Source organism: Rhizobium sp. CFBP 13726 (genome assembly GCF_014841925.1).
In the GTDB taxonomy this organism is placed as follows: Bacteria; Pseudomonadota; Alphaproteobacteria; order Rhizobiales; family Rhizobiaceae; genus Neorhizobium; species Neorhizobium soli.
The window spans coordinates 37705-52638 of sequence record NZ_JACYUU010000003.1 but is presented as its reverse complement, the minus strand read 5'-3'; the positions used below and the strand labels follow the sequence as shown (position 1 = coordinate 52638).

The following is a 14934-nucleotide window of genomic DNA, read 5'->3' as shown; positions in this document are numbered from 1 at the left end:
TCAGACGAGGATGACGATGAAGACCCATATGCGCCAGGAAATCGACGAGATACCGGAGGCGACGGCCCGATTGCTCGACCGTTCGGCGGCAGACATTGCCAAGGCCGGTCAGGCCCTGCGCGACAAGGATCCGGCCTTCCTGGTAACGATCGCGCGCGGTTCCTCGGACCATGCCGCGACGTTCATCAAATATGCGATTGAGTTGACAGCGGGACGTCCGGTTGCCTCGCTCGGACCATCGCTTGCCTCAATCTACGGTGCCAATCTGCAGCTTGGCGGTGGTGCTGCGATCGCCATCTCCCAGTCCGGCAAGAGCCCGGACATCGTCGCGATGGCGGAGGCTGCGACCCGGTCAGGGGCGGTGACGATTGCGCTGACCAATACGCTCCCGTCGCCGATCACCGAGGCATCGCTTTATGGGGTCGACATCAATGCGGGTCCGGAAATTGCCGTTGCGGCAACCAAGTCCTTCGTCAGCTCGATTGTCGCCGGTCTCGCCCTTCTCTCCGAATGGACCGGTGACGACGGGCTGAAGGCGGCGGTTCGCGCCATGCCCGGCCATTTCGATGAAGCCATCAAGCTCGACTGGAGCGCGTTTGCGAGCGAACTCGGAGATGCTGATTCGCTCTACATGCTCGGCCGCGGCCCGGCGCTTGCGATCGCCAGCGAGGCTGCGCTCAAATTCAAGGAAACGTCCAACATGCATGCGGAGGCCTATTCTGCGGCCGAAGTCCTGCATGGTCCGGTGGCGCTCGTCGAAAAGCGCTTTCCGGTACTGACCTTTGCCGCGAGGGACGCGGCGGAAGCTTCCGCGGTGCAGATCGCAGACAATTTCGCGGCCAAGGGCGCGCTCGCCTACGCGACCTCCGACAAGGTCACGGCTGCCCGAAAGCTTCCCTTTGTCGCAACCGGCCATCCGCTGACCGACGCGCTGGCGCTGATCGTGCCCTTTTACGGTTTCGTCGAAGCCTGGTCGCGGTCGAAGGGGTTTGATCCCGATCAGCCGGCAGCCCTCAACAAAGTCACCGAAACCCTATGACCGACCTCAAGGCTCTGACTGCAAACCGCATCTTCGACGGCGCCGACTGGCATGAGAATGCCGCGGTCGTGTTTTCGAACGGCCGGATCGATCACATCCAGCCTTCGGTTTCGCTCGCACCTGAGATCGAGAGGATCGACGGTGGCGAGATCATCGCTCCGGGTTTTATCGACCTGCAGGTAAATGGCGGCGGTGGCGTGCTCCTCAACGAAGAGCCGACGGTCGAGGGTATCGCCACGATCTGCGCCGCCCATGCGAAGTTCGGGACGACGGCACTGTTGCCGACCTTGATCACCGACACGCCTGACATTTCCGCCCGGACTGTTGCCGCCGGTATCGATGCGAAGACGCGGGGCATTCGCGGCTTTCTCGGACTGCATCTGGAAGGACCGCATCTGTCCGTTGCCCGCAAGGGAGCGCATGATCCTACGCTCATCCGTCCGATGGAGGATCGCGACCTCGATCTGATGCTCTCCTGCGGACGGGCGCTCGATGTGCTGATGGTGACCATTGCGCCGGAAAGCGTGACACAAGAACAGGTCACAAAGCTCGCAGACGCCGGCATCATCGTCAGCCTCGGTCACACGGAAGCAAGCTACGATACGGCGGCGGCCTATGCCAAGGCCGGCATTCGCACCGTCACGCATCTCTTCAACGCCATGAGCCCGCTCGGTCACCGCGAACCGGGGCTGGTCGGGGCGGCGCTCGATACCGGAGCGCTTTATGCAGGCCTGATCGCCGATGGCATCCACGTGCATCCCGCCGCAATGGGGGCAGCGCTGCGCGCCAAGGCAGGTCCCGGAAAGGTCTTCCTGGTGACCGATGCGATGTCGACGATCGGGACAGACATGACATCCTTCACGCTCAACGGCCGCGAAATTCTGCGCAAGGATGGCCGGCTGACCCTGGCCGACGGGACACTGGCCGGCGCCGATATCGACATGATCTCGTCGGTTCGATACGTGCACCGCAATCTAGGCCTGTCGCTGGAGGAGGCCCTGCGCATGGCATCTGCCTATCCCGCGCAAGCTGCTCGCATCGAGAACCGGAAAGGCTTTCTGAAGCCCGGATATGATGCGGATTTTGTCGTGCTTGGCGCGGATCTTTCCATGAAAAGCACCTGGATTTCAGGAGAATGCGCGTACGCTTAAGGGCTGAAGGGCCTATCCCGCCAGCGGGAAATCGATCCGGACTTTCAAGCCTGTGCCGCCTGAGCCATCGTGAAGCGACAGGGCCGCGCCGTGAAGGCGGGCGATTTCTTCGACGATCGGCAGTCCGAGACCGGTGCCGGATGCATCGCCGCGGCCGAGACGGCCGAACCGTTCGAGCACGATAGCTCGCTTCTCGGGCGGAATACCCGGGCCGTTATCCTCCACTTCGAGCCGGGCCGTCTCGCCACTCCGTTCGATGCGGACGGTGACCTCCGTGCCGGAGCCCGCATGAAGGATCGCGTTGACGATCAGGTTCTTCACCAGTTCTCCGATCAGCAGCGGCTCGACATTGACTTGCGTTACGCCCTCTCCTTCGAACCCGAGGTCGATGCCACGATCGGCGGCGCCCGGAACATGATCTCCCGTCAGGCCGCGAACGAGATCAGTGAGATCGAGCTTGCGGAACGCTGCCGAGCGTCCTGCCGCATCGATCTTTGCCATCAGCAGCAGTTGCGCGAGGATATGTTCGGCACCGGCGACCGCTTCATCCGCCTTGCGGACTGCGGTCTTTGCCGAGGCCAGATCGTCCGCCCGGTCCGCAAGTGCGAGCTGTGTGCGCACGATTGCGAGCGGAGTTCGGAGCTGGTGGCTGGCATTGCCGGTGAAGTGGCGCAGGGCATTCAACGCGCTTTCGAGCCGCACCATGAATGAATTGACCGTATCGACCAGACCCTGGACCTCGTTCGGCACTCTTTCTCCGATCGGATGCAGATCGTCCGGGCTGCGCTCGGCGATCGCTTCGCTGAAGCGATAGAGCGGCCGAAGCGACAGCGTGACGGCGATCCAGACGATCACGGCGGCACCGATGATCATGAAGAGAATTCGCAGCGCCGAGCGTATCAGGATGGTGCGCGTCAGCTGTTCACGGGCCATGGTGGTTTCGGCGACCGTGACGACGAAGGGAACCGAGCGGATGCCGGTCGACGCGGATCTGGCAAGGACGGCGACCCGGATGGGCTCGCCCCGAAAGCTGGCGTTCTCGAACGCCACCGCCTGGCCCTCGCGCCGCGCGATTGAGGGAAGGTTCTGGTAGCCGGTGATGAAGGTGCCGGGCGGCCCGTCGACGCGGTAAAAGACCCGGTCCTGCGCGGCAGAGGTCAGCATTTCCAGCGCCACATAGGGGATGTCGACCTCGAGCGCTCCGTCTTCCGCGACGATCACGCGCTCGGCGATCGCGAGAGCCGACCCCGCAAGCACGCGATCGGACACTTCATTGGCCGTATCGAGCGCCTCATCCCATGTGTCGAACATGGCGACGCCACCGATCAGCGCCGTCGAGAGAAGCAGCCACGCTAGGAGGCGGCGGCGGAGCGAATAGGCGGCTGTCGGCGTCATTCCGGAGAGGCCATTTTCTCGAGATAATAGCCGATGCCGCGGGCGGTCTTGACGGTCAGGCCGTAGACCGCAAGCCGCTTTCTTAGTCGGCTCACATACTGCTCGATCGCATTGGACGAGAGGTCGTCGTCGAACCCTGTCAGCGACCGAATGATCGCCTCCTTGGACACGACCTTTCCGGCCCGCATGAAGAGGAGTTCGAGAAGGGCCACCTCGCGGGCAGGGATATCGAGCGGTACGCCCTGGCTCGAAAAGGTTCGCGACGTCAGATCGAAAGTAACGCCGCCATAGGTGACGACAGAGCTTCGAAGGCCCGCCTGGCGGCGAAGAAGGACGCGGATGCGCGCCTCGAACTCCGGCACGTCGAACGGTTTCGTCATGTAATCGTCGGCGCCGAGATCGAGGCCTTTGACCCTCTCTTCCGGCGTGCCGCGGGCGGTGAGGATCATCACCGCCGCCCGGTTCTGGCGGGCGCGCATGGCCTTCAGAACATCGAGACCATCCATTTCGGGAAGGTTGAGGTCGAGAATAACCAGATCGTAGCTTTCGGCGGCGACCGTTGCCTCCGCCGACGTTCCGTCGGCCACGAGATCGACCACATAGCCGCTGCCGCGCAAAATCGCGGCAAGGCCCGATGCCAGCGTCTGATTGTCTTCGACAAGAAGGATACGCAAACCGTCATTTCCCCGTTCCGGCTGACTCTTATCGCCGGGACGCGGGGTTGTCACTGGACAGAGCAGCGTCTGCCGATAGCTCGCCTAGCTACGGCCGAGATAATCGGTCTTGCCGATGGGTACGCCTTTGTGGCGGAGGATCGCGTAGGCGGCGGTGAGATGGAAATAGAAGTTGGGCAGGGCAAACCCGAGAACGTAGTCGGTGGCTGTGAATTTCATCTCGCCGGACCGGGTCTTCAGCACGACCTCGGCCTCGTCGCGACCGGACATGCTGGCGGGAACGACGGTCTTCAGGAAGGCGACCGTCTTGTCGATGCGGGCATGGAGATCCGCAAACGTGACTTCGTTATCCTCCATCGCGACGTTTTCGAGCTGGCCGACGCGCACCGGGACGAACTTGGCCGTGTCGCTAGCGCGCTGGATCTGACCCGTCAGCGGCAGCATGTCCTCGATCAGGCACGCTTCGAGAAGCTGGCTTTGGGGAATGCCCTTCTCGTCGGCGAAGGCTTCGGCCTTCTTCAGGATCTCGGAGAGATTGGCAAATCCACGGATAAAGGCCGGGACGGAGACGTCGTAGAGGGAAAGCGACATGGTTATGACCTCAAAGGGCTGGTGGGGAAATCGCCATTGACAGGTAATAACGGCGACCGGCAATACAACAGGGGAGCGGTAAACCGCGAGCCCTGCATTCCGGACGCCAGTGATGGATTTCCAACGGCTTGCCGCAAGCGCCCGGGTCGGGCATTCTTGCCCGCAATGAAAAAGCTTCTCCTCTGTCTTTGTCTCATCGCTGCGCCGCATCTGGCCGTCGCGGAAGTGCTGATGTTTCCTGCCCTTTCGGGCAACAAGGATGCGCCTGTCCTTACCGTCTATTCGTCGCTGGACGAGCCTCTTGCCAAGCCGATGATCACAGGCTTCCAGTCGTCCAACCCAGATGTGGCGGTGTCCTACGAGGACATGCTGACGGGAGAGATCTACGACAGGATCGTGCGGGAGACCGACGCGGGCCGCAAGACAGCAGATTTCGCGTTTTCGTCGGCCATGGATCTCCAGGTCAAGCTTGCCAATGACGGTTACGCCCAGGCGAGCGACCTGCCGATGAGCGGGCGATGGCCCGAGTGGGCGAACTGGCGCAATACGGTTTACGCGCTGACCTTTGAGCCGGCCGTGTTCGTCTACAACAAGCCGAGTTTCAAGAACGAGGCGCCGCCTGCCACCCGCGCCGAGTTCATCGCGTTTCTGGCGCGCCAGGGTGACCAGGCGCATGGCCGCATCGGCACCTACGATATCGAACGCTCCGGCGTCGGCTTCCTGTTCATGTCGCGCGACCAGGAACAGTTCGGGGACATCTGGTCGGTGGTGCGGGCGATGGGCGAAGCGGGCGTCAAACTCTATTCGACAAGCGGCGCCATCCTTGAGAGGGTGGCGGATGGCCGTTTCCTGATGGGTTACAATATCGTCGGATCCTACGCCGCCGACTGGGCCTCACGGAACCCGAATGTCGGGATCGTCCTGCCGAAGGACTATACGGTGGTCATGTCGCGTATCGGGCTGGTGCCGCAAGCCGCTCAACGTGCCGATCTCGGAAAGCGCTACCTCGAATTCTTCATGTCGAAGGAGGGCCAGACGATCATGGCCCGCGAACTGCAGATCCCGGCCGTCAGTCCCGAAGTGTCCGGCAACAACACCGCAACGACGATGCGCGAGATGCTGGGTGGCCAATTGAAGCCGGTGCCGGTCAGCCTCGGGCTGATGGTCTATCTCGATCAGGTGAAACGGGCGCGGCTGATCTCGAAATGGAACGAGGTCTTGCGCCAGCAGTGATCAATTCTGGCGATTTTGAGGCATTTACCCTTGTCAAACAGACGCAGTCAGGGAAATGTCAGGTAGATGTCAGCTTGTTATGCTGCCTTAGAACCATTCGAGACCCGTTCGGAGGCGGACTCGATCGGTGACGGGAGGAGATCAACGGACGGCACCAGTCCGCTCAAATCGATCCTACCGTTGCGCCATCAAAGATTTCGTCCAAAAGGACGTCAACGGAGGACATACCCTTGAAACATTTTCTCATCGCATCTTTCCTCGCGGGCGCAGTCGCCTTCCCGGCCGTAGCGGCTGACTATTCGGTCATGGCACCGGCAGCGCCGGGCGGCGGCTGGGACCAGACGGCCCGCACCATGCAGGTCGCCCTGCAGCAGGAGAAGATCTCCAACCGCGTCCAGGTCATGAACGTTCCGGGCGCCGGCGGCACGATCGGCATCGCCCAGTTCGCCAGCCAGCAGAAGGGCAACCCGAACGCTCTGATGGTTGGCGGTTACGTCATGGTCGGCGCAATCCTCACCAACAAGTCGCCGGTAACCCTGAAAGACGTCACACCGATCGCACGCCTCACCGGCGAATACGAAGTGATCGTCGTCCCGACATCTTCCGACATCAAGACGATGGCGGATCTGGTCACCAAGCTGAAGGCTGATCCGGGTTCCGTATCCTGGGGTGGCGGTTCGGCTGGCGGCACCGACCATATCGGCGCTGGCCTCATTGCAAAGGCTGCCGGCGTAGACCCGACCAAGATCAACTACATCGCGTTTTCCGGTGGCGGCGAAGCGCTTGCCGCGATCCTGGGCAGCCAGGTGACGGCCGGTATCTCGTCCTACGGCGAGTTCGAATCGCAGATCAAGGCCGGCTCGCTGCGCCTGCTGGGGATCTCGTCCGACAAGAAGATCGACGGCATCGATGCCCCGACGCTGAAGGAATCCGGTCTCGACGTCGTGCTGCAGAACTGGCGCATGGTTGCCGCTGCTCCCGGCATTTCCGACGAGCAGAAGAAGACCATCACTGCCGACATCGAGAAGCTGGTAAAGTCCAAGACCTGGCAGGATAACCTGAAGACCAAGGGCTGGATGGACACCTACCTCTCCGGTCCGGCCTTCGATGAGCAGCTCGCCAAGGATATCGCTGCGACGGAAACCATCCTGAAGGACATCGGACTGGTCAAATGAGTTCTGAAAACACGACTACCGAACAGCGCCGCCCTGATTGGGCGGCGCTTGCCATTGCAGCCGTACTCGCGATCGTCGCCGCCGTCATCTTCATCGATGTGTCGCGGCTGACGAGTACGACTGGCTACTCGCCTGTCGGCCCCGCCTCCGTGCCCTACTGGATCGCTTTCGGCCTGATCGGCCTTGCCATCTGGACGGTCTTTGCGGCATTCCGTCGGGATTTCCCCGCGCGCGAACGGCAGGAATTCGGTCCCGTCGCCTGGGTTGTCGCCGGGCTTCTCGCCCAGATGATCCTGATCCGGTTCGTCGGGTTCTCGATTGCGACAGGCCTGCTTTTCGCTTTCGCCGCACGCGGCTTCGGTGCCCGTCGGCTGCATATCAGCATTCCGATCGGCATCGCGATCTGTCTCGCCATCTGGTACCTGTTTGCGGGCGTCCTGCAGCTTTCCCTTCCCGCCGGTCCGCTGGAAAACCTGCTCCTTTAACTTGGAGCCAGAGAGTTAATCCATGAGCACTTTCGAATTCCTACTTCAGGGTCTGGCCTCTGCCGCAGAGCCGATGAACCTGTTTTACGCGCTCGTCGGCGTAACGCTCGGCACGATGGTCGGCGTGCTGCCCGGCATCGGCCCGGCAACCACCGTCGCGCTGCTTCTGCCCGTTACCTACCAGCTGGATGCGACCGGCTCGCTGATCATGTTTGCCGGCATCTATTACGGCGGCATGTACGGGGGATCGACGACCTCGATCCTTCTCAACACGCCAGGCGAAAGCGCCTCGATCGTGACCGCGCTCGAGGGCAACAAGATGGCCCGTGCAGGACGCGGGGGGCCAGCGCTGGCAACAGCTGCGATCGGATCCTTCGTGGCCGGTCTGATCGCCACGCTCGCGCTTGCCTTCGTTGCACCCTATATCGTGAAGCTTGCCCTGGTGTTCGGTCCGCGCGAATATTTCGCGCTGATGGTTCTCGCCTTCGTCACAGTCTCCTCGGCTTTCGGAAACTCGACGCTGCGTGGCCTGACATCTCTGTTCATCGGCCTTGCTTTGTCGCTTGTCGGCATCGATCAGCTGACCGGCCAGAACCGCCTCTCCTTCGGCGTACCTGACCTTCTCGACGGCATCGAGGTCACGACCATGGCGGTTGCCATGTTTGCGATCGGCGAGACGCTGTTTATCGCCGCCCAGGGTGCCCAGGCTCCCGACAAGGTGGAAGCGATCAAGGGCTCCGTGTGGATGACCGCCCAGGACTGGGCGCGTTCTTGGAAAGCCTGGTTGCGCGGGACCGTCATCGGCTTCCCGATCGGCGCAATGCCGGCCGGTGGTGCCGAAATCGGCACGTTCCTCTCCTATGCGACCGAGAAGCGTCTTTCCAAGCATCCTGAAGAGTTCGGTAATGGTGCGATCGAAGGTGTTGCCGGTCCGGAAGCTGCCAACAACGCGTCCGCCGCCGGTACGCTTGTGCCGCTTCTGACGCTCGGTCTTCCGACGTCGGCGACGGCCGCCATCATGCTGGCCGGTTTCCAGCAATATGGCCTGCAGCCGGGCCCGCTGCTGTTTGTCACCAACCCGCAGCTGGTCTGGGGACTGATCGCTTCGCTTCTCATCGCCAACCTGATGCTGCTGGTATTGAACCTGCCGCTGGTCGGTCTGTGGGTGAAGCTCTTGACGATCCCGAAGCCTTGGCTCTATGCCGGCATTCTCGTGTTTGCGACGCTTGGCACGATTGGCGCAAATCCGTCGGTGTTCGAGCTTGGCATGCTGCTCGTCTTCGGTCTCGTTGCCTACATCATGCGCGTGTTCGATTACCCGATCGCGCCTGTGATCGTCGGCCTGATCCTTGGCCCGCTGGCCGAGCAGCAGTTGCGCCGTGCCTTGTCGATCAGCCAGGGCGACGTGACGGTGCTGTTCACCTCGCCGATCGCCGCAGGCCTGCTGCTCGTGGCAGCGGCTGCCCTGATCGTACCGCTGGTGCTGCGCATGCGCGGTCGTGGCAATGTGCTGAACCAGATGGCAGCCAGCGAAGACTGAGGACCTCAGCCTTCCCCCAACGAAACAAGCCCGGTCTTCCGAAAGGAGGCCGGGCTTTCTGTTTTGAAGGGAGTGTTGTGTCAGTGCCCGAACACGGACCAGCCGGTTTCATCCGCCAGCATTTCGAGCGCCAGCGAACCGACCAGCGAATTGCCGTTCTGATTGAGACCTGGAGACCAGACGGCCATCGATGCGCGTCCCGGCGCCACGGCCATGATGCCGCCGCCGACACCACTCTTGCCAGGAAGTCCGACCCGATAAGCGAACTCGCCGGAGCCGTCATAGTGGCCGCAGGTCAGCATGAGGGCGTTGATGCGCCGTGCCCGCTGGCTTGAGACCACGGTGTGCCCGGTCATCGGGTTGCGGCCATTGGCGGCGAGGAATAGACCGGCCCGCGCCAGCTGGGTGCAGGTCATGGAGATGGCGCAGTGGTGGAAATAGACGCCGAGCACATGCTCGACCGGATGCGAGAGCTTGTTGAAAGAGCGCATGAAATTGGCAAGCGCAATATTTCGGTAGCCGGTCGCTTCCTCGGATTTCGCAACCGACGGGTCGATCGCGATCGTTTCGTCATCCGCGAGATAGCGGACGAAGCGCAGGATCTCCCCGATCGCCTCGCGCGGCGTATGGCCAGCAAGAACGAGATCGCTGACGGCAATCGCGCCGGCATTGATGAAGGGGTTGCGGGGCTTTCCGGCCTCCTGTTCGAGCTGGACAATGGAGTTGAAGGGAGAGCCCGACGGCTCCCGACCGACCCGGTTCCAGGTGGTTTCGCCATGCTTGCCGAGTGCGAGCGTCAGCGTGAAAACCTTCGACACGCTCTGGATCGAGAAAGGTTCGGCACAATCTCCGGCGCTATGGACCTTGCCGTCGACCGTGACGACCGCCATGCCAAACTTGCGTGGATCGACATGGGCAAGCTGGGGAATGTAGTCGGCCACTTTTCCCTCGCCCAGCCGGCTCTGCAGCTTGGCGTGGATCCGATCGACGATGGCCTGCAGATCGTCCGTCATTGCTCACACTCCGAGATATCGATCCTGCAACCCTGGTGTCAGATCGGCTGGGGCGCCGATCCAGACGCTTCTGCCGTTTTCGAGGATGACGCACCGGTCGGCAACCGGCAAGAGCTCGGACAGCGTCTTGTCGACCAGGAGAATGGACAGGCCCTTCGTCTTCAACTGGCGCAAGGCCTTCCAGATATCCTGGCGGATGACAGGTGCAAGCCCCTCCGTCGCCTCGTCGAGGATCAGCAGCCGCGGATTGGTCATCAGCGCGCGTCCGATCGCCAGCATCTGCTGCTCGCCGCCGGAGAGCGATCTGGCCATCTGCGCATGCCGTTCCTCCAGACGGGGAAACAGGGCATTGATCTCTGAGACGGTCCATTCACCGGGTCTTGCGGCGGCGACCAGGTTTTCGTGAACGGTGAGGTTCGGGAAACAGCGGCGTCCCTCGGGCACAAGTCCGACGCCCAGCCGCGCCACCTTGTAGGGTGCCAGCTTCCCGGTGTCCTTACCATCGAAGACGATGCGGCCGGTTTTCGGGCTCAAGAGATTGCAGATCGACTTGATGGTCGTGGACTTGCCCATGCCGTTGCGGCCCATCAGCGCCACGACCTCGCCTTCCGCCACCGCAAATTCGACGCCGAACAGCGCCTGGCTGCTGCCGTAGTACGTCGCGATATCCTTGACATCGAGCAGCATCAGGCGTGATCCCCCAGGTAGGCGGTACGGACCGCCGGATCGCGCCTTATATCCTCAACCGTGCCGGTTGCGATGATGCGGCCGTAGACCAGAACCGAAATCCGGTCGGCCAGCGCGAAGACGGCATCCATATCATGTTCCACAAGCAGGATCGGTGCTTCCTGGCGCAGCGTATCGAGAAAGCCTGTAAGCCGTTTCGAACCTTCCGGCCCCATTCCCGCCATCGGCTCGTCGAGAAGCAGAGCCTTCGATTGCAGGGCCAGCGCCATGGCGATCTCCAGCTGGCGGCGCTCGCCGTGGGAAAGCTCGGCCGCCGGCAGGCGTGCCCGGTCGGACAGACCGACGCGCTCGAGGATCGCCATCGCAGGATCGATCAGCGATCTGTCGCGCATGACAGGTCGGAAGAAACCGAAACTCGACCCCTGCCTCGCCTGAACCGCCAGCATGACATTACGCAGCGCTGAAAACTCCGGCGCCAGCGACGACACCTGAAACGTGCGACCGAGCCCCCGTCGGGCGCGAGCGGCTGCACTCAGTGCGCCGATGTCTTCACCCGCGAGGCGGATCGTGCCGCTATCCTGCTTGAGCGTGCCGCAGATCTGGTGAATCAGGGTCGATTTTCCGGCACCGTTCGGGCCGATAAGTGCGTGGATTTCGCCGGGCTTCAGGTCGAGCGTGATGCCGTCGGTGGCACGAAGTGCTCCGAAACTCTTAACGAGATTGTCTGTCTGGAGAACCGGCTCAACCATGTTTCGTCTTTCCGGCAAGCAGGCCCAGCAATCCGCCGCGGGCAAAGAGCACCACGCCGAGAAGGATGAGACCGAGGAAGAACTGCCAGCGTTCGGTTAGGCCACCCAGCGCGAACTCGAACGCCACATAAAGCGCTGCACCGGCGAGCGGCCCGAAAAGCCTGCCGGTGCCGCCGAGAATGATCAGCACAATCAGTTCGCCAGACATGTGCCAGGCAAGCATGGACGGGCTGACGAAGCGGTTGAGATCTGCGTAGAGCGCGCCGGCAAGGGCCGTGATCATGGCCGAGATGACGAAACCTGCGAGCCGGATACGGTAGTGGTCAATGCCGAGGGCGGCGACGCGGATCTCGTTCTGGCGCGTGGCAACCAGCGCCGCACCGAAACGCGACGCACGGATCAGTGCGAAAAGGCCGATGCCGGCCAGAAGCACTGCATAAGCGACAAAGAAGAAATTCAGCGGGCGCATCGTGTTCGTGCCCGGAAACTGGTTGCGCACCGCGATCGAAAGCCCGTCCTCGCCACCGTAAGCCGGCCAGGATATCGCAAAATAATAGACCATCTGCGCGAAGGCGAGCGTGATCATTATGAAATAGACGCCCGAGGTCCTGAGGCTGAGCGCCCCGATGGCGAGCGCCACCACACCGGCTGCGATGACCGCGACAAGCCAGATGATCGGCATCTGCGCCGTGCCTGAGAGATCGAACAGAAGCGGTTCACCTGATAGCGCGTGGCTTGCAAGAACGCCGGCGGCATAGCCTCCGATGCCGAAAAAGGCCGCGTGGCCGAACGACACCATGCCGCCGAGGCCAAGCGCAAGATTGAGGCCGAGTGCGGCCAAAGCGAGGATGGCGATGCGGGTCGCAAGGGTTATGTAGAACGGCTGGCCGAGCGCGCTCGCGGCCAGGGGCACGGCGAGCAGCAGCACGGCCAGCGTGAGATTGACTGCGTTTTCGCGGGTCAGCACCATCGTTGAACGGCCTTCATGCATGGGCTGGCGGAAACAGGCCGCGAGGTTTCAACGACAGGATCACGGCCATGACCACATAGATCAGCATGGATGCCGCAGCGCCGCCGATCATGCCCGCCTGGGACGGGTCCATGAACAGGCTCAGCAATTGCGGCAGAAGAAGCCGGCCGAGCGTATCGGTGATGCCAACGAGCAGCGCGCCAATGAGCGCCCCCTTGATCGAGCCGATGCCGCCGATGACGATCACCACGAAGGCGAGGATAAGGACCGGTTCGCCCATGCCGACCTGGACCGATTGCAGCGGGCCGACGATTGCGCCGGCAAGTCCGGCCAGAGCGGAGCCCAGTGCAAAGACCAGCGTATAGAGCGTGCGGATATCGACGCCGAGCGCGCCGATCATCTCGCGGTCGCTTTCGCCAGCCCGGATGCGCATGCCGAGCCGGGTCTTGCCGATCAGCAGGTAAAGGCCGAGCGCCACCAGCGCACCGACGGCGATGATCGCCAGGCGGTAGACGGGATAGGTTGCATCCCCCTGCAGAGCGACCGCACCCTGCAGCAGCGGCGGAATATCGAGGTAAAGCGGGAAGGAGCCGAACAGCCAGCGGGTGCCTTCGGAAAAGATCAGGATCAGCGCGAATGTCGCCAGAACCTGATCGAGATGGTCGCGGTCATAGAGCCTGCGGATAACCAGGAGTTCGACGATGGCACCGGCTGCCGCCGCACAGGCAAGGCTGGCGACAAGGCCGAGCCAGAACGACCCCGTCCAGGCGGCAACGGCCGCGCAGGCGAATGCGCCGACCATATAGAGCGAGCCATGGGCGAGATTGATCAGGCCCATGACGCCGAAGATCAGCGTCAGCCCGGCAGACATGAGAAACAACATGACGCCGAGCTGGATGCCGTTCAGCAGCTGCTCGAGAGCAAGCGAGATGGTCACATGCTTCCCTTAGATCTTGCAGTCTTTGGCGTAGGCGTCGCCATGATCGGCAAAGATCTTCTCGACCGTCTTGTTGGTCAGAACGCCGTCCTTCTTCACCACTTCCGTCAGGTAGATATCCTGGATCGGATGCTGGTTGGTGTTGAACTTGAACTTGCCACGCGGCGACTGAATATCGGCTTTGAGAAGTTCGGCGCGGAAAGCGTCTGCATCCTTGACGTCCGCCTTGGCAGCGGCAGACGCGATCAGCTGGCCGGCATCATAGGCCTGAAGCGCATAGATGGACGGCAGGCGATTGTATTCGGCCTTGAAGTCGGTGACGAATTTGCGGCTGACGTCGGTATCGAAATCCGGAGCCCACTGCCCCGATGCCTTGGCGCCGAGCGCCGCATCGCCGATGGCCGGCAGGACGTCCTGGCTGAAGGAGAAGCCCGGGCCCATGACCGGGATCTTCACACCCGACTGGGCAAACTGCTTCATGAAGGAAATGCCCATGCCGCCCGGCAGGAAGACGAAGATGCCGTCGGCACCCGACGCACGCATCTGGGCGATTTCGGCAGCGTAATCGGTCTGGCCAACCTTGGTATAGACTTCGCCCGCCAGTTCGCCCTTGTAATAGCGCTTGAAGCCCGTCAGCGAATCCTTGCCGGCCGGATAGTTCGGCGCCAGGATGAACATCTTCTTGTAGGACTTGTTGGCATATTCGCCGACAGCTTCATGAAGATTGTCGTTCTGATAGGCTGCGTTGAAATAGAGCTTGTTGCAGCCGGCACCGGCCAGCGCTGCGGGTGCGGCGTTGGTCGAGACGTAGAACTTGTCCTGCGCGACCGCTCCAGGCACGACGGCCATCAGAAGGTTCGACCAGACGATGCCGGTGAGCAGGTCGACATTGTCGCTCTGGATCATCTTGTCGGCGATCTGGACGGCCAGTTCCGGCTTCTGCGCATCATCCTCGGTGACGACGGTGATATCCTTGTTGCTGGACTGCTTGATGGCCAGCATGAAGCCGTCGCGCGTATCGACCCCGAGGCCTGCACCGCCGCCTGATAGCGTGGTGATCATGCCGATCTTGAGCGGCTCGGCGATGGCCAGACCGGATGCGCCGAGGCTGAGTGCCATCGTGGCGGCTGCCAGGATTTTCTTCATCGTCATTCTCCCCTTTTTTTATCCCCTGCTCCGCCAATCCGTCGATGGCGGTGAACCCGTTACCTTCCACATTCGCCGGCAAACTTCCACAGCGTGCAAGCGCAAAAAGCATCACAAAGCAAACTATGCCGATGAGGCGATGCCTACGG

General features: G+C 62.1%; 15 protein-coding genes. 6 read left to right on the top strand and 9 right to left on the bottom strand.

Translation table 11 applies throughout. The annotated features are described in order from the left end of the window. Positions 1-10: 10 nt before the first annotated feature. Together IFT66_RS14200 and nagA are read left to right on the top strand one after the other, a co-directional pair. On the top strand, positions 11-1039 hold the full coding sequence (locus tag IFT66_RS14200; protein WP_245341588.1) for an SIS domain-containing protein: 1029 nt from the start codon (positions 11-13) through the stop codon (positions 1037-1039). After that, the gene (gene nagA, locus IFT66_RS14195; protein ID WP_192078022.1) at positions 1036-2190 is read left to right on the top strand and encodes an N-acetylglucosamine-6-phosphate deacetylase; all 1155 of its coding nucleotides are present in this window, start codon (positions 1036-1038) and stop codon (positions 2188-2190) included. The genes IFT66_RS14200 and nagA overlap by 4 nt, the downstream gene beginning before the upstream one ends. 12 nt (positions 2191-2202) lie before the next feature. On the opposite strand, the gene IFT66_RS14190 is transcribed toward nagA, so the two are convergent. From IFT66_RS14190 to IFT66_RS14180, 3 genes are all read right to left on the bottom strand, one after another. Further along, the gene (locus IFT66_RS14190; protein ID WP_192078021.1) at positions 2203-3585 is read right to left on the bottom strand and encodes a sensor histidine kinase; all 1383 of its coding nucleotides are present in this window, start codon (positions 3583-3585) and stop codon (positions 2203-2205) included. Continuing rightward, the gene (locus IFT66_RS14185) at positions 3582-4259 is read right to left on the bottom strand and encodes a response regulator transcription factor (protein ID WP_113109268.1); all 678 of its coding nucleotides are present in this window, start codon (positions 4257-4259) and stop codon (positions 3582-3584) included. The genes IFT66_RS14190 and IFT66_RS14185 overlap by 4 nt, the downstream gene beginning before the upstream one ends. Positions 4260-4343: 84 nt before the next feature. Then, positions 4344-4850 carry a DUF1993 domain-containing protein gene (locus IFT66_RS14180; RefSeq protein WP_192078020.1) on the bottom strand — a complete coding sequence of 169 codons (507 nt, stop codon included), beginning with the start codon at positions 4848-4850 and terminating at the stop codon, positions 4344-4346. Between the two features lie 165 nt (positions 4851-5015). Between IFT66_RS14180 and IFT66_RS14175 the strand changes: the two genes are divergently transcribed. The 4 genes from IFT66_RS14175 to IFT66_RS14160 all read left to right on the top strand — a co-directional run bounded on the left by IFT66_RS14175 (position 5016) and on the right by IFT66_RS14160 (position 9283). Then, positions 5016-6083, top strand: coding sequence for an ABC transporter substrate-binding protein (locus IFT66_RS14175; RefSeq protein WP_062454228.1), 1068 nt, complete (start codon positions 5016-5018; stop codon positions 6081-6083). Positions 6084-6313: 230 nt separating this feature from the next. After that, positions 6314-7258, top strand: a complete 945-nt coding sequence (locus tag IFT66_RS14170; RefSeq protein ID WP_062454229.1) for a Bug family tripartite tricarboxylate transporter substrate binding protein — start codon at positions 6314-6316, stop codon at positions 7256-7258. Beyond that, positions 7255-7743, top strand: coding sequence for a tripartite tricarboxylate transporter TctB family protein (locus tag IFT66_RS14165; protein ID WP_062454230.1), 489 nt, complete (start codon positions 7255-7257; stop codon positions 7741-7743). The genes IFT66_RS14170 and IFT66_RS14165 overlap by 4 nt, the downstream gene beginning before the upstream one ends. A 22-nt stretch (positions 7744-7765) precedes the next feature. Beyond that, positions 7766-9283 (top strand): tripartite tricarboxylate transporter permease, encoded by a 1518-nt coding sequence (locus IFT66_RS14160; RefSeq protein ID WP_062454231.1) that lies wholly within the window; start codon positions 7766-7768, stop codon positions 9281-9283. Positions 9284-9363: 80 nt separating this feature from the next. Here the strand turns inward: IFT66_RS14160 and IFT66_RS14155 are convergent, their stop codons facing one another. Genes IFT66_RS14155 through IFT66_RS14130 form a run of 6 tightly spaced genes read right to left on the bottom strand, consistent with a single transcriptional unit; the run spans position 9364 to position 14785 of the window. Further along, a complete protein-coding gene (locus IFT66_RS14155; protein ID WP_113165751.1) occupies positions 9364-10296 on the bottom strand; it encodes a glutaminase in 933 nt (310 codons plus the stop codon). Between the two features lie 3 nt (positions 10297-10299). Continuing rightward, the gene (locus IFT66_RS14150) at positions 10300-10983 is read right to left on the bottom strand and encodes an ABC transporter ATP-binding protein (RefSeq protein WP_430257997.1); all 684 of its coding nucleotides are present in this window, start codon (positions 10981-10983) and stop codon (positions 10300-10302) included. Continuing rightward, positions 10983-11732 (bottom strand): ABC transporter ATP-binding protein, encoded by a 750-nt coding sequence (locus IFT66_RS14145; protein WP_192078019.1) that lies wholly within the window; start codon positions 11730-11732, stop codon positions 10983-10985. The genes IFT66_RS14150 and IFT66_RS14145 overlap by 1 nt, the downstream gene beginning before the upstream one ends. Further along, positions 11725-12702 (bottom strand): branched-chain amino acid ABC transporter permease, encoded by a 978-nt coding sequence (locus IFT66_RS14140; protein WP_192078018.1) that lies wholly within the window; start codon positions 12700-12702, stop codon positions 11725-11727. Before IFT66_RS14140 ends, IFT66_RS14145 begins: the two co-directional genes overlap by 8 nt. Positions 12703-12715: 13 nt before the next feature. After that, positions 12716-13639, bottom strand: a complete 924-nt coding sequence (locus IFT66_RS14135; RefSeq protein WP_192078017.1) for a branched-chain amino acid ABC transporter permease — start codon at positions 13637-13639, stop codon at positions 12716-12718. A gap of 9 nt (positions 13640-13648) precedes the next feature. Beyond that, positions 13649-14785: an ABC transporter substrate-binding protein gene (locus IFT66_RS14130; RefSeq protein WP_192078016.1), complete on the bottom strand. Its 1137-nt coding sequence runs from the start codon at positions 14783-14785 to the stop codon at positions 13649-13651. Between the last annotated feature and the right edge of the window lie 149 nt (positions 14786-14934).